Origin of the sequence: Flavobacterium frigidimaris, from assembly GCF_002217275.1 — a bacterium.
In the GTDB taxonomy this organism is placed as follows: Bacteria; Bacteroidota; Bacteroidia; order Flavobacteriales; family Flavobacteriaceae; genus Flavobacterium; species Flavobacterium aquidurense.
In genome coordinates this window covers 45,307-69,328 of record NZ_MUGV01000013.1, presented here as the reverse complement: position 1 = coordinate 69,328, position 24,022 = coordinate 45,307, and the positions used below count along the sequence as shown (strand labels likewise).

The 24,022-nt window shown below is 31.8% G+C and carries 22 protein-coding genes and 1 pseudogene; 10 read left to right on the top strand and 13 right to left on the bottom strand.

What is annotated here, in order from left to right; translation table 11 throughout:
- Nucleotides 1-151 precede the first annotated feature (151 nt).
- From B0A65_RS06725 to B0A65_RS06715, 3 genes are all read left to right on the top strand, one after another.
- Nucleotides 152-343 (top strand): cold-shock protein, encoded by a 192-nt coding sequence (locus tag B0A65_RS06725; protein WP_055093485.1) that lies wholly within the window; start codon nt 152-154, stop codon nt 341-343.
- Between the two features lie 242 nt (nt 344-585).
- A complete protein-coding gene (locus B0A65_RS06720; RefSeq protein ID WP_074658491.1) occupies nt 586-1,407 on the top strand; it encodes a phospholipase A in 822 nt (273 codons plus the stop codon).
- Between the two features lie 109 nt (nt 1,408-1,516).
- Entirely contained in the window at nt 1,517-2,620 is a 1,104-nt protein-coding gene (locus B0A65_RS06715; protein WP_074658489.1) for a fatty acid desaturase family protein, read from the top strand.
- Between the two features lie 642 nt (nt 2,621-3,262).
- Here B0A65_RS06715 and B0A65_RS06705 read toward each other — a convergent pair.
- On the bottom strand, nt 3,263-3,793 hold the full coding sequence (locus tag B0A65_RS06705; protein ID WP_123890291.1) for a hypothetical protein: 531 nt from the start codon (nt 3,791-3,793) through the stop codon (nt 3,263-3,265).
- Nucleotides 3,794-3,992: 199 nt separating this feature from the next.
- Between B0A65_RS06705 and B0A65_RS06700 the strand changes: the two genes are divergently transcribed.
- Nucleotides 3,993-4,646 (top strand): M15 family metallopeptidase, encoded by a 654-nt coding sequence (locus B0A65_RS06700; protein ID WP_074658485.1) that lies wholly within the window; start codon nt 3,993-3,995, stop codon nt 4,644-4,646.
- Here B0A65_RS06700 and B0A65_RS06695 read toward each other — a convergent pair whose 3' ends face one another.
- The 8 genes from B0A65_RS06695 to tsaD all read right to left on the bottom strand — a co-directional run bounded on the left by B0A65_RS06695 (nt 4,647) and on the right by tsaD (nt 11,711).
- A complete protein-coding gene (locus B0A65_RS06695; protein ID WP_074658483.1) occupies nt 4,647-5,213 on the bottom strand; it encodes a hypothetical protein in 567 nt (188 codons plus the stop codon).
- Nucleotides 5,214-5,215: 2 nt separating this feature from the next.
- Nucleotides 5,216-6,397 (bottom strand): THUMP-like domain-containing protein, encoded by a 1,182-nt coding sequence (locus B0A65_RS06690; protein WP_074658481.1) that lies wholly within the window; start codon nt 6,395-6,397, stop codon nt 5,216-5,218.
- A gap of 2 nt (nt 6,398-6,399) precedes the next feature.
- Nucleotides 6,400-7,491 carry an AI-2E family transporter gene (locus tag B0A65_RS06685; protein WP_074658479.1) on the bottom strand — a complete coding sequence of 364 codons (1,092 nt, stop codon included), beginning with the start codon at nt 7,489-7,491 and terminating at the stop codon, nt 6,400-6,402.
- Between the two features lie 107 nt (nt 7,492-7,598).
- Nucleotides 7,599-8,549, bottom strand: coding sequence for a zinc metalloprotease (locus B0A65_RS06680; RefSeq protein WP_074658477.1), 951 nt, complete (start codon nt 8,547-8,549; stop codon nt 7,599-7,601).
- A gap of 158 nt (nt 8,550-8,707) precedes the next feature.
- Nucleotides 8,708-9,202, bottom strand: a complete 495-nt coding sequence (locus tag B0A65_RS06675; protein ID WP_074659221.1) for a TrmH family RNA methyltransferase — start codon at nt 9,200-9,202, stop codon at nt 8,708-8,710.
- A 10-nt stretch (nt 9,203-9,212) separates the two neighbouring features.
- A complete protein-coding gene (locus B0A65_RS06670; RefSeq protein ID WP_074658475.1) occupies nt 9,213-9,851 on the bottom strand; it encodes a DUF4159 domain-containing protein in 639 nt (212 codons plus the stop codon).
- A 129-nt stretch (nt 9,852-9,980) separates the two neighbouring features.
- Nucleotides 9,981-10,685 (bottom strand): 16S rRNA (uracil(1498)-N(3))-methyltransferase, encoded by a 705-nt coding sequence (locus B0A65_RS06665; protein WP_074658473.1) that lies wholly within the window; start codon nt 10,683-10,685, stop codon nt 9,981-9,983.
- A gap of 3 nt (nt 10,686-10,688) precedes the next feature.
- Nucleotides 10,689-11,711: a tRNA (adenosine(37)-N6)-threonylcarbamoyltransferase complex transferase subunit TsaD gene (tsaD, locus tag B0A65_RS06660; RefSeq protein WP_074658471.1), complete on the bottom strand. Its 1,023-nt coding sequence runs from the start codon at nt 11,709-11,711 to the stop codon at nt 10,689-10,691.
- A 206-nt stretch (nt 11,712-11,917) separates the two neighbouring features.
- On the opposite strand from tsaD, the gene B0A65_RS06655 reads away from it, so the two are divergent.
- From B0A65_RS06655 to B0A65_RS06630, 5 genes are all read left to right on the top strand, one after another.
- A complete protein-coding gene (locus B0A65_RS06655; protein ID WP_242670248.1) occupies nt 11,918-16,405 on the top strand; it encodes a translocation/assembly module TamB domain-containing protein in 4,488 nt (1,495 codons plus the stop codon).
- Between the two features lie 305 nt (nt 16,406-16,710).
- Nucleotides 16,711-17,697, top strand: a complete 987-nt coding sequence (gene pfkA, locus B0A65_RS06645) for a 6-phosphofructokinase (protein ID WP_074658467.1) — start codon at nt 16,711-16,713, stop codon at nt 17,695-17,697.
- 96 nt (nt 17,698-17,793) lie between these two features.
- Nucleotides 17,794-18,798: a type I glyceraldehyde-3-phosphate dehydrogenase gene (gene gap / locus B0A65_RS06640; RefSeq protein WP_026984486.1), complete on the top strand. Its 1,005-nt coding sequence runs from the start codon at nt 17,794-17,796 to the stop codon at nt 18,796-18,798.
- Between the two features lie 130 nt (nt 18,799-18,928).
- Nucleotides 18,929-19,780 carry an N-acetylglucosamine kinase gene (locus B0A65_RS06635; protein ID WP_074658464.1) on the top strand — a complete coding sequence of 284 codons (852 nt, stop codon included), beginning with the start codon at nt 18,929-18,931 and terminating at the stop codon, nt 19,778-19,780.
- A gap of 10 nt (nt 19,781-19,790) precedes the next feature.
- Nucleotides 19,791-20,165 (top strand): methylglyoxal synthase, encoded by a 375-nt coding sequence (locus tag B0A65_RS06630; protein ID WP_074659219.1) that lies wholly within the window; start codon nt 19,791-19,793, stop codon nt 20,163-20,165.
- Here B0A65_RS06630 and B0A65_RS23490 read toward each other — a convergent pair.
- The 3 genes and pseudogenes from B0A65_RS23490 to B0A65_RS06615 form a co-directional block, all read right to left on the bottom strand.
- Nucleotides 20,146-20,247, bottom strand: a pseudogene (locus B0A65_RS23490) (Rid family hydrolase); the annotation flags it as partial. The gene B0A65_RS06630 and the pseudogene B0A65_RS23490 overlap by 20 nt on opposite strands.
- A 77-nt stretch (nt 20,248-20,324) precedes the next feature.
- A complete protein-coding gene (locus B0A65_RS06620; RefSeq protein ID WP_074658462.1) occupies nt 20,325-20,915 on the bottom strand; it encodes a hypothetical protein in 591 nt (196 codons plus the stop codon).
- 10 nt (nt 20,916-20,925) lie between these two features.
- Nucleotides 20,926-22,542: a hypothetical protein gene (locus B0A65_RS06615; RefSeq protein ID WP_074658460.1), complete on the bottom strand. Its 1,617-nt coding sequence runs from the start codon at nt 22,540-22,542 to the stop codon at nt 20,926-20,928.
- Nucleotides 22,543-23,141: 599 nt separating this feature from the next.
- Here B0A65_RS06615 and B0A65_RS06610 point away from each other — a divergent pair.
- Complete coding sequence (locus B0A65_RS06610; protein ID WP_074658457.1) at nt 23,142-23,381, top strand: helix-turn-helix domain-containing protein; 240 nt, start codon at nt 23,142-23,144, stop codon at nt 23,379-23,381.
- A gap of 250 nt (nt 23,382-23,631) precedes the next feature.
- On the opposite strand, the gene B0A65_RS06605 is transcribed toward B0A65_RS06610, so the two are convergent.
- Nucleotides 23,632-24,012: a RidA family protein gene (locus tag B0A65_RS06605; protein WP_074659218.1), complete on the bottom strand. Its 381-nt coding sequence runs from the start codon at nt 24,010-24,012 to the stop codon at nt 23,632-23,634.
- Nucleotides 24,013-24,022: the final 10 nt, after the last annotated feature.

The following is a 24,022-nucleotide window of genomic DNA, read 5'->3' as shown; positions in this document are numbered from 1 at the left end:
ATATTTATAATTTCATATTAAAAACGGCTCAAAGAATGGCCTTTTCGCTATATTAAAAAACGGCTTTTTACTTTAATTGAAATATAAGTTATTCTTTTTCAGTACTGTACTAATAAATGTCTTACATTTGCGACAACAAATAATTATTAAGATGCAAGAAGGTACAGTAAAATTCTTTAATGAAGAAAAAGGTTTTGGATTTATAACACCAAAAAATGGAGGAAGTGAAATCTTTGTTCATGTTTCTGGTTTAACAGAAAACATTCGTGAAAACGATGAAGTACGTTACGATGTAGCAGAAGGCAAAAAAGGACCTAATGCGGTAAATGTAGTTGTAGCTTAATACTACTCTCTACAAGAAAGTATAAAGCACCTGCCACTGGCTGGTGCTTTTTTTATATCTCTAAATTAAACTTCTTTTTTAGTTTGTCCTTCTTGTTCTTTAATAAGAGAGTTTTGTTTTAGTTTGAATTTATTTAAAACATATTTATTGCGTTAACTCTCCTTTTTATTGAGTCAATATCTTTTATTAAAATAACAGACATTTATAAAAGTTTAAAAATAACTCCAATTTAATCTTTATAAATGCGTTTCAAATACCTGTTGATTTGTTTGATTTTGTTTTCAATCCAATCCAATTCACAAATTCTAGAAGAGAAGAAAAATTTCCGTGCGGCAGATTCATTATTGAAAGAACCTAGTTTCTCTGTTCATAAAGACAATTACTTTTTAACTGGTGTTCCACTCGACGAACCCATCGACCGTAATTCGGCAGATGTGAAATATCAGATAAGTTTTAAACTACGACTAAAATCAAAACCTTTGTGGGGTGGTTTTTTTCCTTATTTAATGTATACTCAAAAAGCTTTTTGGGATATTTATGCGAGTTCAAAGCCATTTGCAGAAATTAATTTTAATCCTGGAGTGGCAGTAGTTCGTCCATTTTATTTAAAAGGAGGAAGGCTGACTTATGGAACAATCTCTTTAGAACACGAATCAAATGGTCGTGATTCCATTTATTCCAGAACCTGGAACATGCTTGCTTTTTCCTTAAAATCACAAATTTCTCCGCGATGGATCGTCGGGTTGCGAGGTTGGATTCCTATAGTGGATAAAGAAGATAATCCTGAACTTACCAAATATGTGGGCTATGGCGAAGCGAGCGCAACTTATCAGATACAGCCGGGAAGATGGAGCGCCGATATTCTTTTCAGAAAAGGAAGCGGTCTTATCAATTACGGTTCTTTGCAGACGCAGCTAAATTGGAGACCTTATAAAACGGAGAATTATTATCTTACACTTCAATGGTTTATAGGTTATACAGAAAGTCTGATTGATTACCAGGAACATAAAAGTATGGTACGGATTGGATTTACTATAAAACCTGAAAATATGGGAATTTTTTAATGTTTAAGAGCTATTGTTTTTCTCTTTTGTAATTTGTAATGGTTTGATATCTTACGGTTTAACTTTTTTTTATTAAATTTGATGTAAGAATTTCTAGCCATTAATCATTATGGAAAAGTTAAATCGCCCGGTTTATGTAAAACCTGGTACTGATGATTTTTTTAAAAAGATTCGAAAGGAAGTAAATGAAACGGTTTTAAAAAAAACATCCCTGTATCGGTATAATGTAATTAAGTCTTTAGGACTTGTAGTGCTTTTCTTTTTGTTTTATTCTTGTATTTTGCTGTTTGGGAACAGCACACCTTTATTATTTCTTTTTTATGTTTTGTGTGGTATAACCATGATCGTGCTTTTTATAAACGCATTTCATGATGCTGCCCATGGCGCATTGTTTAAAAAATCCAGGCATAATGAATGGTTTATGTATGTGCTGGAGCTTTTTGGGGGTAATCACTGGCTCTGGACACGTCGCCACATTAATCTTCATCATGCTTATCCAAACGTTCCAGATTGGGATGTCGATATCAAACAAAGCGACATTATTAGAATTTTCCCAAATAGTCCGCTATTTAATTATCACAAATACCAGCATGTTTATATGTGGCTTATTTATCCGCTTTATAGTCTGAATTGGATTTATATTAGAGATTTTAAAGATTTTTTTGGGAAGAAAGATAACTATGTAAAAAAAGTAGTTGACAAAATTCCAACAATAGAAATCTATAAAATGGTTGCTGCGAAAATAATAAATCTGCTGTATTTACTTTTTGTTCCAATGTTATTATTAAATCAGCCTTGGTATATGATTTTATATGCATGGCTAGCGATGCACATGTGCGGAAGTGCTCTTGGAGTTGTTGCGCTTGTATCGACGCATGTTGATGAAGATGCCCATTTTCCGTCTATAGATAATGAAGGAAATCTTTCAGCTACATGGGCAATGCATCAAATGATCGTGACTAAAGATTTTAGTACAGGTAGTAAGTTAGCGAATTTTTTATACGGAGGTTTTACACATCATGTGGCACATCATCTTTTTCCAAATGTTGGACATACTTATTATCCTTATATTACACCAATAATAAGGCGTTACGCAGAGGAATATAATCTTCCTTATACTTCTTATCCTTTTTACCACGCCATAAGATCGCACTTCAGAATGCTAAAGCAAAAAGGGGTGCAGGAGAATATTTTGATGACGGGAGAGATTTAGAAATTCAGCGTAAAGAGTAAAGAGTAAAGAGTAAAGAGTAAAGAGTAAAGAGTAAAGAGTAAAGAGTAAAGAAAATAGAGTAAAGAAGAAAGAGAATAGACAAAGAGTATATAATAATGAAAAAAGAACCGTAGGTTCTAAAAATTTTGTAGAGCTGGACTTCAGTCCAGTTTCATAGCAATATATAATAATGAAAAAAAGAACCATAGGTTCTAAAATTTTTGTAGAGCTGGACTTCAGTCCAGTTTCATAGCAATAGATGATAATGAAAAAAAGAACCATAGGTTCTAAAATTTTTGTAGAGCTGGACTTCAGTCCAGTTTCATAGCAATATATAATAATGAAAAAAGAACTGTAGGTTCTAAAATTTTTGTAGAGCTAGACTTCAGTCCAGTTTCATAGCAATATATAATAATGAAAAAAAGAACCGTAGGTTCTAAAATTTTTGTAGAGCTGGACTTCAGTCCAGTTTCATAGCAATATATAATAATGAAAAAAAGAACCATAGGTTCTAAAATTTTTGTAGAGCTGGACTTCAGTCCAGTTTTATAGCAAAATAAAAAGGTTTAGAGAAACAAAATGGCAAAGAATAAAACCTTTGAAACTTTGTTTCCCTAAACCTTTCTGTATAGTATAAGCTTATCATTTCTCTTTTGGAATATTTGCATTTTGTTTTTTGGTATTCAAATCCTGTAGTAAAGAATCTTTTAATACAATTTGGTGATCGTCCTCTGCAAATAGAGTTAATTTTGACTGGCTAAACTTATAAACATTGATTTTGTTGTTTTTTGTGTCAATATACAAATCATAAGAGTAAGTATTGCAATCATGTTGTTTACAACCGCTGGCATGTAAAATATCTCCTTCTTTTGTAAAAGGAGTTTCTGTATTCCAATATTTTACCATTTGTTCATAATCAGTTCCTAAAAGCGTTTTTAACCTTGAAGAAATACTGCTTTCAGTTAGTAAATGCGTTCCAATTACACTTTTGTCTACTAAATTACTTAAGGTATCTGATGGATTAATAACGGCTGAATCTGATTTTAAGGCGTCTGTTTTTATTGAAGTTGAATCTGTTGACGGAATACTTTTAATGACTTCCTTTTTGCATGAAATTAATATTAAACTACTCATTACAACTATAAATAGATATTTTGATGTCTCTTTGCTCATAGTTTATTTTTTGAATTAAATAATTGATTTTTATAATCTTACTTAGCTAATTTAATAAAAAAACATTAAATTTTGATATCTATTAAGCTTAAAAAAGAAGTGAAATTCTTCTTTAAAAGGATTTTCGAAGTTTAAAATTGGTTTTATTTATTCCTATATTTACTTTTCAGAAAATCTTTTCAATTAAAAATATCTGTTCATGTCAAAGTCCATCAATTTTTTATTTTTTTTAGTTTCTCTTTTTTGCGGATTATTATCCAATGCACAAAATGAGGTTTATACAAGCGAAGTAAAGCCACAGATTAGTGATACGACTTTTGTTAATTTAAAAGACTTTAGCCAGGATTTTATTTATGATATGAAATATGCGACCGATGATAATTTTTTGAAAGCCAAGGTATATGATTGCGCCGAATGTCTTTTGCGTTTTAAGACAGTCCAGGCGTTAATTGCAGCCAATAATGATTTTAAAAAGAAAGGCTTTAAAATTAAACTGTATGATTGTTACAGGCCTTTGTCAATTCAGAAAAAGATGTGGGAAATAGTTTCAAATCCCGAGTATGTGGCAGATCCAAAAAAAGGCTCCATCCATAATAGAGGAGGAGCCGTTGATATTTCAATAGTGGATAATAATGGAAAAGAAGTTGATATGGGAACTCCCTTTGATTTCTTTGGAATACAAGCCAGTCATAATTATACGAAACTTTCAAGTGAAGTGAAATCGAACAGAAAATTTCTTAAAAAAATAATGATTAAAAATGGCTTCAATTCATTCGATTCGGAGTGGTGGCACTATAATTTAAAAACAGGTTTAAAAGATAAAGTCTCAAATCAAAAATGGAATTGCGAATAGTTATTCTACACATCTTATGTTTTCAATGAAATAGGTGTCTGGTTTGTACACTTTTCCATTCATTTCAGACGTTAGTTCATTTTTTACAATATAATCTTCGGTGGTTGTCAAATATTTAATACGCATTATATTTACAGGAGACTTTTTAAGTTCGTCGTAACTATCTTTCATAAATACAAAAATACCGGTATTCACGCGGTTATCAAAACCTTTGTCATCACGAATAAGCGTTCCGCAACTTTCCTGTTCGATGTGCATTAAAGTAACAATTTTACCATTTTGTAATTGTAAAAAAACTTTTGAGTTTTTATCAAAGCAATTGGCTTTTATAAAATCCTTACTTTTTTGAATTAATTGTAAATTTAATGTTGGCAAACCATCTGTCTGAGCTAATGAAAAGAATACGTAACTAAACGATCCTCCAAAGTTTTTTTCGCTGATAAGGTATTCATTTGTAATTTTGTAAGTCCCAATAGAATCAGTGACATTGGCACTATATTCACAAGGTTTTTGGGCAAATGCGGTAAGGTTTAATAGAAAAAAAGTTAGTGTAATTAGTTGTTTCATTTTTATGTTATTTTTCTGCAAATTAAAACTATTTTGTTATCATTTTTATCGGTTGTAAAAAAACAATATAAATTTCCACCATTTTTTATTTTCCATTTTTTTCGAATGTTTTCTACCGTGTCCGGAAAATTTCGGGTAGTAATATTTGCCTGTTGATTTAAAAGTTCCGTTTTCATATCATTTTTGTTATAGGAAATTACTTTTTCTATTTCAAAAGATCTTCCGGAAAAATTGATTAATTGATCAGAAGTGTATAAATGAGAGTGTTTATGAAGTTTGTTTATTTTGAAAAAAGAACTTACTTCATCGAAGCCACCTGATTTCATAATGGCAGAATTGGGTTCGTACAGATATTTTTGTGGTAATTCATACGATGGAAAATAAGATTCATTGCCCAAAATAAATTCGAATGTTTCTATTTTATCTTTTAAGATATTAGCCGTTTTAATTGTAATATCTCCTGAATAATGATTGTGAATTTCAAAAAGCAATTCCTTTACTTCGTTTTCCAAAGCAATAATATGAATGTTTTTGACAAATTTCAATTCTGATAAACCAGCTGAAAGGTCTAATAATGGAGCAGTTTTTATTAATATAGCATTAGATTTTTCAAAGTAAAAGTCTAATAATTCAGGAACATTTGGCAAACAGTCTTTCATCATAAAGACTTTACCTTTAGCGTCATTTCTTCTTGAGGGATCAATGTAAATCCAATCCCATTTTTGATTCGATGCTGTTAAAACATTTGTGGAATCATCGGCAAAAAAAGAGCAATTTTTTATTTGTAGTTTTTCAAAGTTATGTTTTACGATTGCAGATAAATTTTCGTTTATCTCACAATGCGCTATATTTTTAAATCTTTTTGAAAAATAATAATCGTCAACACCAAAACCTCCGGTAAGATCAATTAAACTTTCCCCTGAAATTAAAGAAGCTTTATAGGCGGCTGTTTTTTCTGATGAGGTTTGTTCGACTGATATTTTACTCGGATAAATTATGTCTTCAGTAGAAAACCAGGTTGGTAATTTGTCTTTTGCTTTAGTTTTGGCTTCAATTTGATTCAGAATCAAAATCCACTCCACGTCTGGAAAAGGATTTTTCTGAAGTGCCAATTTTGTAATGGATTCACCAATATTTTTAGCTATAAATTCCTGAATGTTTTTACTTAAAAGAGACGAATTCAATGTTAGATTTTTTCAGTTAATACGGAAACAATTTTATTGTCAGGAAAAAATTCTTTTAAAATTACTTTTAACATAGTAAAAACCGGAATTGCAATCACCATTCCAACAATTCCAAATGTAATTCCACTGATTAAAGTAACCAGAAATATTTCGAGCGGGTGCGAATTTACACTTTTTGATGAAATTATGGGTTGACTAATATTATTGTCAATAGCCTGAACCAATAAAAAACCAATAACGACATATATAGTTGTAGGTAAAATTTCTGATTGAAAATCACTGCCAATCAAACTGATCATAGTTAATATAGCGGCTAATATGGTTCCGATAATTGGTCCGATGTAGGGAATAATATTTAAAATGGCACATAAAAAAGCGATTACCAGCGCATTTTTATTTCCGAAAACCATCAAAACTATTAAGTATAAAATAAAAACAACGGTTAATTGAAGTAATAATCCAATGAAATAGCGTGTCAGTAAATGGTTTATTTTCGTAATAGAGTTTAAGATTTTATCTTCGTTTGAATCGGGAAGAATTCTTTTGGCACCTGCTTTAAAATCTTCCTGATCCTTAATGAAGAAAAAGGTAATAAAAAATACAGAAACGAGTCCCATTCCCATATCGGCCATAAAACCCATAATAGAGTTTATAAAGCTTGTAAAATAGCCAAACCCAAAGGCAGTGGTAATTTTAGATTCTTTCAGGACTTTATTTAGATCAACATGCTGAATATTGAAATAGCTTTCTATACTACGTTCAGTTGCGAAGAATTGCTGTTGCAGATGATCGGTATCCAAAAGCGATAAATTATTTGCCTGCGAAATAATTAACGGAACAAATAGTAAAATGAACCCAACCATTAGTAGAATAAAAATTATAATTGTTGTGGTGGCAGCCAGTGAATTACTAAATTTTAATTTGTTTTTTAAAAATTGAACCAGGGGATTTGCGATCAGACATAGTATTAATGAGATACATAAATATACAATTACGGTTTGTATTTCATATAAAAAATATAAAATAGCTGCAATTACTAAGATAGTAGCCAAAGCTCTTAAAATTCCGTTCGAAATGATTTTTGATGTTACCATGATTTATTTTTAGACTATAAATATAGGAAAAGCTTTTGAAATTTTTAAGGAATAAAAAAAGCGAGATACTTAGATCCCGCTTTCTTAACTAACAATTATTTTTAATCTTATTGTCCAAATGAAGCTCTTGCACCTCCAGAAACAAATATAGCTGCCATTCTGCTTTTTTGACCTAGTGAGAACATGTACATTCCGTTATCATCTGTATAATCCATGTAGTTCATAGTCATCTCTACTGGTGTTCCGGAACAGGTACTATAATGAGGATAAGCCGGAACTCCATAATTTGCGTCATTGTGCGTTGGAGTATCAGATACTAAATCGCTTCCACAAGTGGTATCTCCCCAAATGTGACGTAAATTCATCCAGTGTCCTACTTCGTGAGTTGCTGTTCTGCCTAAATTAAATGGAGCATTTGCAGCACCAGATAAACCGAAATACCTGGAATCAATTACAACTCCGTCAGTTGCAGAAGCTCCACCAGGAAATTGTGCATAACCTAAGATTCCTCCACCAATAGCACAAGACCAAAGATTAAGTTTAGTCGTTGGCGAAGTTGGCGCAAGTCCTCCCTGAGCCGTTTTTTTCATGGCATCATTTGTTCCCCATGAAGTTTTGGTAGTTGATTTTCTAATCACCTGATCTAAAACGAATGTAATTCCGATATTAGCTTTTACTCCGGCAAAAAGAGCAGGAACACTATTGTAATCAGAGTTTAAAGCGTTGAAATCTTTGTTTAAAACATCAATCTGTGATTGAATTTGGGCATTTGAAATGTTTTGCGCAGTCGTTTTGTATAAAACGTTTACTACAACCGGAATTTCAATTTTACCATTTACTAAACGATTTGTAAGAATTCGGTTTGTAGTAAATGCTTCAATTTCATTCATTCTAATGGCTAACATTGGATCGGCCTTTAATTGAGCTTCAAGAACTTCTTGTGAAGCACAAAGACGTCGTGTAGCAGCACTGGCATCTGAACCTGTTGGTTCTGTTTGGTCGTTTTGACAAGAAAACAGCATTAAAGCTGCAATTGTGGTAATAAAAACTTTTTTCATAATAATTTGGGTTTTTGTTATAAAAAATTAAATTTGGTTATTTATAACGCAATTTTATAACAAAATGATATTGTAGCCAAATTTTTATATTAAATATTTTGTGAGAATTTTACAACAGCCCGTACAGCTTGATTCTTACAAAAATTAACAATTATTTATTAAGAAGTAAATTCGTACAAAGCTATACTTGCAGCTTGCACAACATTCATACTACTATTGTTTCCAAACATATTTATGTGGACAATTTGATGTGAAATTTCGAGAAGTTCATTTGAGATTCCATCAATTTCACTTCCAATTAAAAGTGCAATTTTTTGATTTTCAGGAATATTGACTTCTCTAAGAGGTTTGCTATTGCTTGCAATTTCGAGTGCAATAATTTCGAAATTATTTTCCTGCAGGTAATTTACGAGTTCAGAAGTTTCTTCGATAATTTTGTGCGGCACATAAAGATGTGTACTGCGGGAGGTTTTATTGATTTTTCGTGGCGTTAGTGGAATATCTTTTCCTAAAAAAATAATATTTTCTACTCCAAAAGCTTCGCTTATTCTAAAAAGTGAACCAATGTTTTGCTGAAAATAAATATGGTCGCAAACCAGTGTTATTGGAAATGTTTTTCTCTCAAATTGATTTTCTCCGTGAGTAAGCTGCACTTTTTTATAATTAGTTGGTAAATATGTAATTGATGATATTGGCACCCATTTTTAGAGCTTTATCGCGAACATCAGCAGGATCATTATGCACTTGAGGATCTTCCCAGCCATCGCCAAGGTCACATTCGTATGTGTACAATAAAACGAGTTTGTTTTCTACGAAAATTCCAAAAGCCTGTGCACGAGTTCCGTCATGTTCATGAATCTTTGGTAAGCCGTTTGGAAAAGGATAAGGTTTTTGAAAAATAGGATGATTTGCCGGAATTTCGACTAAACTATTATTTGGAAATATCTTTTTGATTTCTTTTCGAATGTATTGATCCATTCCGTAATTATCATCAATATGAAGAAACCCCCCGGCAGTCAGATAATTTCTCAAATTAGTTACGTCCGCATCGCTAAAAACAACATTTCCATGCCCGGTCATGTGTACAAAAGGATAGGAGAGTAAATCAGGATTACCTGGTTCAACTGTTGATGGTTTTGCTTTTATTCTGGTATTGATATTCGAATTGCAAAATCGGATGAGGTTGGGTAATGAAGTTGGATTCGCGTACCAATCGCCGCCACCGCTATATTTTAATAAAGCAATTTCTTGTGAAAAGGAAGAAACAGAAACGAATAAAAATAAAAGAAATATTTTTTTCATATAATTTAAATTATCTGAGAATTTGCGCCATTTTTGTCAGTTTGACCGACCGGAGAAATCACATAACATAACCACAATGCGTTGCTCTTGTGATGTAATTTCTCCTTAGTCGAAAGGACAGAACTAGACTTATTCATTAAAAAAAACAACACTATGGCAAGCTACAACTGCAGCAGTTTCTGTACGTAAACGGGTATTTCCTAAAGCAACCGGCTGAAAATTGTTTTCTAAAGCCAATGCAATTTCCTTATCCGAAAAATCACCTTCAGGGCCAATCAAAATAGTTACATTTTCATTTGGCCTTAAAACTTCTTTTAGTGATTTTTTATCAGTTTCTTCGCAATGTGCAATCAATTGTAAGCCATCATTTTTTTGTTTGATGAATTCCTTAAACGAAATTGCTTCATTCAATTTTGGCAAATACGTTTCATTAGATTGTTTCATTGCCGAAAGAATTATTTTCTCAAAACGCTCTAAATTAATTACTTTTCTTTCTGAACGATCACAAAAAACAGGAGTAATTTCCTGAATACCAATTTCAGTAGCTTTTTCTAAAAACCATTCAAAACGATCATTCATTTTGGTTGGTGCCACAGCTAAATGCAAACGGAATTTTGGTTCGGGAGACTTTTTTATCGAAAGTACTTCAACAATACATTTATTGTCAGAAGCCAATGTGATTTCAGTTTCAAATAATAAACCTAAACCATTTGTGACGTGTAGAATATCGGAATCTTTTTTGCGTAAAACCTTTATTATATGTCGGCTTTCCTCTTTATCAAAAGAAAAAGTTTCAGTCGTTTCGTCTATATCAGGATTGTAAAATAATTGCATAATTTAAAATTGAATTCGCGCTTTTGAAACGACAGCTGAAGTTTCAAAACGACTTGATAAATATTTTTGATAACCTACAATTCCAATCATTGCAGCATTATCTGTGGTGTATTCAAATTTCGGAACAAAAGTTTTCCATCCGTATTTGCCTTCACTTTCTTTTAGTCGTGTTCTGATGCCAGAGTTTGCCGAAACACCTCCGCCAATTGCAATTTGATTTATTCCGGTTTCCTTTACCGCTAATTTCAATTTATCCATCAAAATTTCGATAATCGTATATTGAATAGACGCACAAATGTCATTCAGGTTTTCTTCAATGAAATTTGGGGTTTCTAATTTTTTCTTCTGAATAAAATATAAAATTGCTGTTTTTAATCCCGAGAAACTAAAATCTAATCCGGGCACTTTTGGTTTAGTAAAAGCAAAAGCCTTCGGATTTCCTTCTTTTGCATACTTATCAATTAATGGGCCGCCAGGGTAAGGAAGTCCAAGAATTTTGGCACTCTTGTCAAAAGCTTCTCCAACGGCATCATCAGTGGTTTCGCCGATAATTTCCATATCAAAAAAGCCGTTTACCTTTACAATCTGCGTGTGACCCCCGCTAATCGTCAGTGCTAAAAATGGAAATTCAGGTTTATCAAATCCTTCTTCATCAATAAAATGTGCTAAAATATGCGCATGCATGTGATTTACAGCAATTAACGGAATTTGTAAGGCTAATGATAGTGATTTACTAAAAGAACTTCCTACTAATAATGATCCCATTAAACCAGGACCTTGTGTAAATGCAATGGCTGTTAATTGTTCTTTTTGTACATTTGCTTTACGAAGTGCAGCATCAATTACAGGAACAATGTTTTGCTGATGAGCTCTCGATGCTAACTCCGGTACGACACCACCATACTGGTTGTGAATAAGCTGGTTGGCCACAACATTTGAGAGTACTTTATCGTTATGTAAAACTGCAGCAGCAGTATCATCGCAGGAACTTTCGATGGCAAGAATAAAAACCTCTGAATTTTGCATATAAAGGCACGAATTTTGGATTATATTTGACAAATCAAATTTTTAATTTTCTTTGATTATAAGGAGAAGCCAAAATTAAAGAATTTTTATCAAAAACAGTCGTTCTTTGTCTGTTCAAAGTAAATTTAAAAGAAAACTAAAATTAAAAAGCTATCAAAAAAGTAAAGAAAATAATATCACGAACCCTAATTGGGTTAATCTTACTTTTGTTAGCACTTGCTATAACGCTGTCTTTACCTGTAGTCCAGACTAAAATTGCGCAATATGTAACCAATTCCCTGAACGAAGATTTTAAAACAGATATTCATGTTGACAAAGTTGCAATAAATATTTTTGGCGGCGTAAAACTTAAGAAAGTTTTGATTTATGACCATCATAAGAAAGTTTTAATCTACTCAGATATTATTTCGACAGATATTTTAAGCATCAAAAGATTATTAGACGGTGATTTGATTTTTGGTGATTTGCGTTTAACAGGTTTGATTTTTAATCTGAAAACGTATAAAAATGAAAATGAAAACAATATTAATAAGTTTATAAAACTTTTTGATTCTGATAAGCCATCAAAAACAAATAAGCATTTTTTGCTGACGGCTAAAAATGCTTATATCTCAAAAGGAATTTTTTCTGTAGTTGACGAAAATAAAAAGACGCCCAAATTTTTGTCGTTCACAAAACTTAATGCTTACATCAGTGATTTTAAATTATATGGTCCTGATGTCAATACTACTATTCATCGTTTTTCATTTTTGGATCATCGCGGCCTTTACGTTTCAAATTTTGCCGGAAAATTTAGTTATACCAAAAAGCAAATAAAAGTTGAAAATTTAGCTATAAAAACCAAAAGATCATCTATTTATGGTGAGGCAATCTTGAATTATAAAGTAGAAGATTTTTTAAATTTTACGGATAAAGTAAAGTTTAATGTTAGAATTGATTCGTCTTCAATTGCAACGAATGATATTCGTTATTTTTATGATGGATTAGGTAAAAACCAACATTTTAAACTTAAGACAAAATTAAACGGACCTCTTAATAATCTTAATTTAAAAGGCTTGAGACTTACAGATACTAATGGTTCGAGGATTATTGGTACAATCAACTTTAAGAATCTTTTAGGTTCTAAAGAACAAAAGTTTTCCATGGATGGTAAGTTTGACAAATTGGTTTCAAGTTATGATAATATGGTGGCTTTGCTTCCTGTTGTTTTGGGTAAAAAACTCCCTAAAGAGCTAAAAAGAATAGGTAAATTTACTATTGTAGGAAAGGCAAAGGTTTCAACAGTTGCATTAGAAGCCAACTTTAAAATGGTTACGGATATCGGTGGTGGTAAAGTTGATCTTCATTTAAATAACATGGATTTTATCGATAAGGCATCTTATTCAGGAAATATTGTTCTGGAGAATTTTGATGTTGGTGCTTTATTAAATCGAAAAGATATTGGAAGAACAACCTTAAATTTAGATGTTGATGGTGTAGGTTTTACGGAGAAATACCTTAATACCATTATAAAAGGTGATATTACCAAGTTAGATTACAATAAATACACTTATAATAACATTGTAGTAAATGGTAATTTTAAATTGCCATATTATAAAGGTCAAATTTCTATAAATGATCCTAATCTGTCGTTAACATTTGATGGTTTGGTAGATTTAAGTAAACGTGAAAGCAGATATGATTTTCATATTAATGTCGAGAATGCCGATTTGCGTAAACTTAAATTTATAAATGATACTGTTTCCCATTTTAGCGGAGATGCAGTTGTTCAGGTTTCCGGGAATTCAATTGAAAATCTTCAGGGTAATATTTATATAAAAGATGCTATTTATCAAAATCCAAAAGCAACTTACGAGTTTGATGAATTAACAATCAATTCAAGTTTTGATGCAGACAGATTACGAACAATAACTATTAACTCAACTGATATTGTTGATGGTAAAATTGTTGGAAAATTTCAATTTGCCCAATTAGATAAATTAGTAATGAATTCCGTTGGAAGTCTTTATACAAATTACAAACCATATAAAGTTAAAAAAGGTCAGTTTTTACGTTTCAATTTTCACGTTTATGACAAAGTTGTCGAAATGTTGTATCCTGAAATTAATGTTGATTCCTCAACAGTTGTACGAGGTAAGATTGACGCCGATTTAAATGAATTTAAGTTTAGATTTAAATCACAAAAAATTACGGCCGCAAAAAATACATTTGATAATATCAGGGTTAATATCGATAATAAAAATCCACTTTATAATGCGTTTATAGAGTTGGATAGTATTAAGACGCCTTATTATAAAATACGTGATTTTAATCTGATAAATGTAACTTCAAAAGATACTTTGTTTGTTCGTTCGGAATTTAAAGGTGGCGAAAAAGGCGAAGATTATTTTAATCTTGACTTGTTTCATACTATAGATAAAAATAAAAACAATGTAGTTGGAATTAAAAAATCTGAAATGAAATTTAAAGACTATTTATGGTATTTAAATGAACAGGATGGATCAGATAATCAGATTCTTTTTGATAAAAATTTTAAAAACTTTACTATTGATAACATAGTCCTCTCGCATGAAGATCAAAAAATAGATTTAAATGGCGTTTTAAAAGGTAAAGATTATAAAGATCTAGTTCTGAATTTTGAAGATGTCGATATTAATAAAATTACACCTTTAAATTCAAAATTTGTTTTTAATGGAAATTTAAACGGAAATGTCAATTTTAAACAAAATAAAGATGTTTATCAACCCACGGCTTCCATCGTTATTGATCATCTTAATTTAAATAATACAGAATTAGGAACTTTAGATTTTGATATTTCCGGCGATGAGAATCTGAGAAAATTCACTATAAACTCGTCGATACACAATGGTTTTACAGAATCGTTTAATGCCAGCGGAAATTTCGCAATTGAAAATAAAGAAACAATACTGGATTTAAAGCTTAAATTAGAAGGATTTAATTTAGCAACTCTAGGAAAGGTTGGTAAGGATGTTTTATCGAATGTTCGTGGATCTGTTTCTGGAAATGCAGCTGTGGTTGGAAATATTAAGAAACCAGAAATCAACGGAAGATTGTATGTTGAAAAAGCAGGAATGACTATTCCTTATCTTAATACAGATTATGAATTAAGTGACAGAACTGTAATTGATCTTACCGATGAAAAGTTTTTGTTTAGAAATAATCAATTGACAGATACAAAATACGGTACGAAAGGATTATTAAACGGAACTATAGAACACCATAATTTTGCCGATTGGAAATTAGATTTAACCATTACTTCAAAACGATTGCTAGCACTTGATACTAAAGATAGTGATGATGCGGCTTATTTTGGAACGGCATTTATTAATGGAACTGCAAGTATAAAAGGACCAACGGAAAGTTTATTTATAAAAGTTGCTGCCAAATCAGAGAAGGGTACAGAGGTCAAAATTCCGATCAATAATGTTCAAAGTGTAGGGGAGAGCAGTTGGATACATTTTGTAACTCCAAAAGAAAAGTACAACTTAGCGAATGGTATTGTTGAGAAAACCAAAAACTATGGCGGCCTGGAATTAGAGTTTGATTTTGATATTACACCAGATGCTGAAGTGGAAGTTATTCTGGATCGAAATTCCGGTCATGGAATGAAAGGAAAAGGATACGGATCATTATTGTTCAAAATTAATACACTTGGTAAATTTAATATGTGGGGAGATTTCCAGGCATATGAAGGAACTTATAATTTTAAATACGGAGGTTTAATTGATAAAAAGTTTGCGGTTAAAAAAGGAGGGTCGATTATTTGGGAAGGAAACCCAATGAAAGCCCAATTGAATTTAGAGGCTGTTTACAGAACATCAGCAAATCCTGCGGTGCTTTTGGAGAATTCTTCTTTCAATAAAAAAGTACCTGTAGAAGTTGTTATTGGTCTGAGAGGTGATTTAGCGAGTCCTGAACCTAATTTTGATATTCAGTTTCCGTCTGTAAGTAGTGTTTTGAAATCAGAGATACAATACAAGTTAGATGATAAGGATGTTCGCCAGACTCAGGCTTTGTATTTGCTGTCAACAGGTTCGTTTATGAGTCCGGATGGATTTAATCAAAGCGATTTGTCAGGAACATTTGCAGAAACGGCTGCAAGTTTATTAGGTGGAATTATAAAGTCTGACAATGATAAGTTTAATATTGACCTGAATTTTATATCTGCAGATAAACGAATTGGTCAGGAAGCAGATGGCCAGTTTGTGGCCAATATATCATCTCAGATTAATGAGAAAATTTCAATTAACGGAAAAGTCGGTGTTCCGGTTGGAGGAGTAAACGAATCGGCAATTGTAGGAGATATTGAAATACTATACAGGGTAAATGAAGATGGATCTATGAACCTTCGTTTGTTCAATAAAGAAAATGATATTAATTATATAGGACAAGGAATTGGTTACACGCAAGGTGTCGGTATTTCATATGAAGTCGATTTTGATACTTTTAGCGAATTGGTAAATAAACTGTTTAAAAGCCATAAGCTCGAAAGAACATTAAAAGGTTCTTCAGATGATCTGCAGGATTCTAATTTGAATCCCGATTATATTAATTTCTCTACTAAAAAAGACGCTGATAAAAACAAAAAGAAAACAGATAAAAAAGAGGAAGAGAAGCCACCACCGTCTCAAAATAACAATCAGGGACTAATTCCGGATAATGACGATTTTTAAGATTTTGTTAAAAAAGGACAATAAAAAACCATTCGCAGCAACGAATGGTTTTTTTATGCTAATTTTAGACGTTCCAATTTTTTTGCTAAATATTGAAACACACAATTTTATAACACTTCATTTATGTATTGTTAATTTTAAGGATTTAATTAAAATAGGGGTCTTTTATTATTTTAAATGAATTTTTTTATATCAAAAAACTTATTAACGAAAACGTTTGAATTTAACACATTTTATTAATTTATTACAATCATAACCTGAAAAGTGGTGAATGTTTGCTAATTTTACACTTTAATACTTAAATAATGCCAAAAACAATAAAAAAAGTTGGTGTTCTGACATCAGGAGGAGATTCACCTGGAATGAATGCCGCAATACGATCAGTTGTTCGAACATGTGCTTATCATAATATAGAATGCATAGGAATTTATAGAGGGTATCAAGGAATGATCGAAGGAGATTTCAAAGAAATGGGCCCTCGAAGTGTAAACAATATTGTAAACAAAGGCGGAACGATCTTAAAATCGGCTCGTTCTCTTGAGTTTAGAACTCCTGAAGGTAGAAAAAAAGCGCACGAAAATCTTGTAAAAGCTGGAGTTGATGCTTTAGTTGTTATTGGAGGAGACGGAAGTTTTACCGGAGGTTTGATTTTTAATTCAGAGTATGGTTTTCCTGTAATGGGAATTCCGGGTACAATTGATAATGATATTTTTGGTACGACTCATACTTTAGGTTATGATACTGCCTTAAATACCGTAGTAGATTGTATCGATAAAATTAGAGATACTGCAAGTTCACATAATCGTCTGTTTTTTGTAGAGGTTATGGGTAGAGATGCTGGGCATATTGCTCTTAATGCTGGTATTGGAGCTGGTGCCGAAGAAATCCTTATTCCTGAAGAAGATTTAGGTTTAGACAGATTACTAGATTCTCTTCAAAAAAGTAAAGCTTCAGGAAAATCATCAAGTATAGTGGTCATTGCTGAAGGTGATAAAATTGGTAAAAACGTATTCGAATTAAAAGATTATGTTGAAGCTAATTTGCCTGAGTATGACGTAAGAGTTTCTGTATTAGGACATATGCAACGTGGTGGGTCACCATCTTGTTTTGACCGTGTGCTGGCAAGCCGTTTAGGTGTAAAAGCAGTCGAATCCTTAATCGAAGGAAAATCAAATTATATGGTTGGACTTCGTGAGGATAAAGTAGCTTTAACTCCATTAGAACAGGCAATTAAAGGTAAATCTGAAATTGATAGAGAATTATTAAGAGTGTCTGACATCATGTCGACATAAAAATAAATAAAAAAGTTTAAAAAGGAAAGAAGTTTATTGTGAGGAAATTAGACTTTAAATTAGTGTAACAAAAACAAAAGCAAAAAATTTAGTAAAATGTCAAAAGTAAAATTAGGAATAAACGGATTTGGACGTATCGGAAGAATCGTTTTTAGAGAAACTTTCAATAGAGATAATGTAGAAGTAGTTGCAATCAACGATTTGTTAGATGTTGATCACTTAGCTTACTTACTAAAATATGATTCAGTTCACGGTCGTTTCAACGGAACTGTAGAAGTAAAAGAAGGAAAACTTTATGTAAACGGAAGAAATATCCGTATTACTGCTGAAAGAAATCCAGCTGACTTAAAATGGAATGAAGTTGATGTTGATGTAGTTGCTGAATGTACTGGTATTTTTACCACTATCGAAACTGCAAATGAGCACATTAAAGGTGGTGCTAAAAAAGTAATTATTTCTGCTCCTTCTGCAGATGCTCCAATGTTTGTAATGGGAGTAAACCACGAGACAGCAAAAGCGACTGATTTAGTAGTTTCTAATGCTTCTTGTACTACAAACTGTTTAGCTCCTTTAGCTAAAGTAATTCACGATAACTTTGGAATTGTAGAAGCTTTAATGACAACAGTTCACGCTACAACTTCAACTCAAATGACAGCTGATGGTCCTTCTAGAAAAGACTGGAGAGGTGGACGTGCTGCAAGCATAAACATCATCCCGTCATCTACAGGTGCTGCAAAAGCAGTTGGAAAAGTAATCCCTGAATTGAATGGAAAATTAACAGGTATGGCTTTCCGTGTTCCTACTGCTGACGTTTCTACAGTAGATTTAACTGTAAAAGTAGCTAAAGAAACTTCTTATGAAGAAATTATGGCTGTTTTGAAAAATGCTTCTGAAACTACAATGAAAGGTATTTTAGGATATACAGAAGATGCAGTTGTTTCTCAGGATTTCATTTCTGATAAAAGAACTTCTATCATTGATGCTACTGCAGGAATTGGATTAAATTCAACTTTCTTCAAATTAGTATCTTGGTATGATAATGAGTACGGATACTCTAGTAAATTGATTGATTTATCTGTACATATTGCAGGTTTAAAATAATAATATATAATTTTGCAAAATCCCGTTATTTCATAGTAACGGGATTTTCTTATTTTGTTATGTCTTTAATTAATGTAAAAAATACACTTTTTATTTATTGAAGAAAAACTAAATCCAAAAACAAAAAAAAATGAAATTAATAGTTGATAGTGGATCTACGAAAGCCGATTGGATTGCAATTGATGATAACGGAAAAGTATTATTCACGACACAAACTTTGGGATTAAACCCTGAAATTCTTGACGGTCCGGAAATTATTGAAAGACTAAATGATCGTTTTGATATTTTGCAAAATAAAAAAAATGCTTCACATTTGTTCTTTTACGGAGCTGGTTGTGGAACTGACAGAATGAAGCTGGCTTTGTCTCAAATCTTTCAGGAATATTTTTCTAATGCAATTGTGGAGGTTCACGAAGATACTTATGCAGCGGTTTATGCAACAACTCCAAAAGGAGAAGCTGCAATCGTTAGTATTCTTGGAACAGGTTCTAACTGCAGTTTTTTTGATGGAAAAGTATTGCATCAAAAAGTACAATCATTGGGTTATATTGCTATGGATGATTGTAGTGGAAATGTTTTTGGAAAAGAATTAATCAGAAAGTATTACTTTAATAAAATGCCTAAAGAACTGGCAGTTGAATTTGAAAAGGAATATGATCTCGATCCTGATTTTATTAAAAATAAACTCTATAAAGAACCAAATCCAAACGCTTATTTAGCGACTTTTGCTAAGTTCTTAATTAAACATAAAGACACTGATTTCTGCAGAAAAATCATTTTCAAAGGGATGAAATCTTTCGTTAAAAACTACATTAAACAATATGATAATTGTAAAGAAGTTCCTGTGCATTTCGTAGGTTCTATCGCTTTTTATTTAAAAGACGAATTACAAGAGACATTTGATAAATATGAACTTCAATTGGGGAATGTTTTAAGAAGACCAATTGACGGATTAATTGCGTACCATGTTGCTAATCAATAGTTCTGGTTTTATGGAGATTGCAATTATTGCTCACGATGGTAAAAAAGCGGACTTAATTAATTTTTTAATTAAAAATGCAGATATTTTGCATCATGAAAAAATAAAATTGATTGGTACAGGAACTACCGGCGGAAAAGCGGAAGCGGCGGGTTTTAAAACTCAAAGAATGCTTTCAGGACCCTTAGGTGGTGATGCGCAAATTGCTGGAAGAGTGGCGGAAGGAATAACTCAAATGGTATTCTTTTTTAAAGATCCTTTATCAAGCCATCCGCATGAGGCAGATATTAATATGTTAATTCGCGTTTGCGATGTACATAATGTGCCGCTGGCAACCAATGAAGCAACGGCACAATTATTATTAGATGCTATTGCACAGCAATTATAGAAATTTCAACATTTACATTTTTTGGCAGACATGCCAATTGAACCGTTTCACGAGCTGGAGCGGTTTTTTCGTTAAAATGATTTAATAGTAAAATAGGATATTTTACAATTTGTAAATTTATCCTCTTTTACTTTACTCAATTTTGTGAATTGCAAATAATTAAAATTTAATACCTGCACTCAAGCCATAAGATTTGTAAATAATATCAGATGGCTTTTCTTGGTAATAATTAAATATAGGTTTTGCGTCATCGAGCCTTAAAAATTGCTGTTCAGCAAACAAGTTGAGAGAAATAATAAATTCATCTCTTTTTATGATTGGCACTCCGAGGCCAATACGCGCATTGGTACCGCTTTTAAATTGTTTTTTGTCAAGACTAAATTCACTAGCTAGAGAGCCATATATATATACATTATTAGTGTCGACAAAAAAGAATTTTGCGATTCCTCCTAATTCTAGCATTGAAAAATCGGGTTCATTGTAACTTTTATATCCTCCCAAAACTCCTATGCTGAGTTTTCTCAAAAGCATATAATTGAAAGAGTAAGTGAGTCCAAATGCAGGATTTTTAACATTTAGTTCTTCGTCGCCGACATAATGCTTTTGACCGTCTGTATCGACGTAATTATAGCTATATGTTACCTTCTTATGCATAATTAGTTCTAAATCAGCATTAGAATACCATTTTTTAATTTGAGCATTCCCAAATGAACAAATGAATATGCATACAAATAATATTTTTTTTTCCATTTTTATATAGTTAGTTTGTAATCATTCTGGTGCCACTCCAAGTGCCTCCTCGACGACCTAGCGCATAAATATCTAATTCGTGATAGGTGTAGTTTCTAAAAGTACCTCCTTTTTCTATTTTGAAAGAATAGCTAGGTTTTGGAGCACCTGTTGGATTATCTAATGTAGGAGCTGTGTAACTGCCATAACTAACTCCGACTAGAAATTCAAAAATTTGACTGTCGAATTTTCTTTGTATTTGATTGTCATTGATTTTCTTATATTTTTCTCCAAAATAGACTACTTCGATTTCAGTAGCATTTTTTTGATACGTTATTATAAATTCATTTTTTGCACCACTATTAAAAGTACTTTTTAAAAACTTAATTCCTAGTTTGTATAATTCTTTAATATTTGATTCGCTATTTATTTGATAATTTGGTTTTGGTAGTTGGCGAATATAAATGTTTAAAGGGTTGTCGCTGCCGAAGCCAAAGAAGGGCAAGTTTGTTCCGGGAGATATATTAACGAGTCTAAAGTTCCCATCATCTGCCAAAAGTTTATATTCGTTATTATACATATATAATGGAGGTAAGGGATCTGAAGAAAAAGGATTGTTGGTATTAATTTTTGGATCAGGATAATTATATTTTAAATAAACTTTATTAATACCTAAGTATAATTCATCAGCATCAGATGCCCACCAAATTCCAGCTGTTTTTACCTGAACTCTGGTTTGTACGCCGATTGAGCTATAAACACCCCAACTTTGATTCCAGAATTCAGTTTTGATTCTGTGTCTGCTGTCAAAATAATTAATACAAGATTTGTTTGTTCCAAAAAGTGATTGAAACCAACTTGTATCTCTATTGCCATCGCATATGGGTAAATTGTCTATTTGATTTTGTAAAATTTGATCTTGTGATAATTGTTGTACAGCTACTACTGGAGTTTTAGGAATGTTTGATTGCCCTCCGTTGCCACAATCCATATCTGCAGGAACAATATATCTCGATATGCCTGGAGCTATTCTGGTGTAACCACCTTGTTGAAGACGAAGTTCACATGGGGTAAGTAGGTTTTGCACAGGTGGCATGTTTTCAAGATAGTTGTACAAAAGTAATGTGTCACTCTTGTGTACGGCAAGCACTCCTAAATCCTCTACTATTTTATAGATTGAATCTCCAACCATAACTTCATTGTTTTGGTTGACAATTGCAGCAAAATAGGGGTCAGCTATTATACTTTCTTTTATTTCATCAACTGGTACTGCAGGTCCCTCAGGGGTTTGGGGATCTTCAGGGGCTTCTACTACAAAAGAACTAGATTTCATTGTTTTTTTATCTTTTTTTTGAGAAAGTTGCAGTATCAATTTTTGGTTTTCTATGTTTACTATTGGTGAATTTGAAATAAAGCCTTCTGCATAAATTTGTTCAAATTTAGTTTCTAAATTAACTAGACTTTCTTTTTTAAGCTCTTCTATGTTTTTTTTTAAATCTTCTCTAGATGAGAAATAAAATCTGCCATTAATTACAGTGCCACTTTTAGAATTTTTTAAAGAAGTAGAGGAATTCTGTAGACTTGGTTCTTCATGACAAGAATAAAAAAGAATGGACAACAATGCAAAGGCAATTAGTTTTTTTAACATGGTTTTTGGTGTTTTAAGGTTGTTCGTAATATTTGGTCATAACTATCTGAAATTTTTATTGGATATTAAAAAGCTGTCTTATCTTCCTTAGTGAAGAAGAGGTAAGAGGTATTTAATATAAAATTTATGCTGAAAATTAGTCAGTGTGGAATTTAAATCTCTTTACGGTTAGTTCCTCGAAGCTCTTTCGTGAAATGAAAAAATAATTTTTATTGATACCTCGTTGTTTCTTAAAAAGGGTCAGCAAGAAGCTGAAAGTTAGGATCCAATAAAAAACACCCAAGAGTTGTTAATCTCCCAACTGTGCAATAAGACCTGCTACAATTATAAATATCATTCCGATAATCATTATTGGTGAAAGGTCTAATACTATTAAAATTTTCCATCTGTTTTTTAAATCTATTTTTTAATTGATTATAGTTTAATGATTTATAATTTAAAAACTCTAAATTAAGTACATTGTAGGAATTGCATTATTCGATTATAGGGTAATTTGAAATTTATTTGTTAAAATGTTTTTATTAAAAATAAATTGTTTTTTGGTGAGTATATATTTATAAAAGTGTCCTCTATTATTTTGTTGGTAAAACTATTTGCTTATGAATGTATTTGTTGGGGGTAAACTCAAAAAATTAAGAAAAAGTAAAAATATGACACAAGAGGAAGTGGCTGATTTTTTGCATTTGTCGCAATCAGCTTATGCTAGAATGGAAAGTGGTGAAACTCATTCGTGGGCCAATCATATTTCACAAATCTGTCAGCTTTTCGAAATAAATCCGGATGAACTATTGCGAAAAGATGATTTAACTGAAAATGTAAATCAAAAACAGTATTATTAAATTATCTCGCAAGGTGATATAGTAATATGAAGAACAAATAAAAGAATCAAAAGAGGTTATAGAAGATTTGAAAGGCAATAGCATACAAATAAAAAAGACTTCACGTTAATGAAGTCTTTTTGTTTAATCATCTGTCGAAAGTTGAGAATAAAAAGAGTCTAAAATCTCTTATTTTGAATTTGAAAAACAATAATATATTTTGTCTCTTTTCAGACGAATTAAGGGAATTAAATATCTCTGATTATTGTATTTATTCAATTGCAATTATAGAAATTTCAACATTTACATTTTTTGGCAAACATGCCACTTGAACCGTTTCACGAGCTGGAGCGGTTTTTTCGTTAAAATAAGATCCGTAAATAGTATTGATCGCGCCAAAATTATTCATATCCATAATGAAAATAGTCGCCTTAACAACATTTTCAAAAGTCATATTAGCTGCTTCAAGAATGGCTGCAATGTTTTCCATTACTTGTTTGGTTTCATCATTGATGTTCTCAGTAACAAGTTCTCCCGAAGCCGGATTTATTGCAATCTGACCAGAAGCATATAGTGTATTTCCTGATAATACAGCCTGATTGTAAGGCCCGATTGGAGCAGGAGCTTTTTCGGTAAAGATGATTTTTTTCATAATAATTATT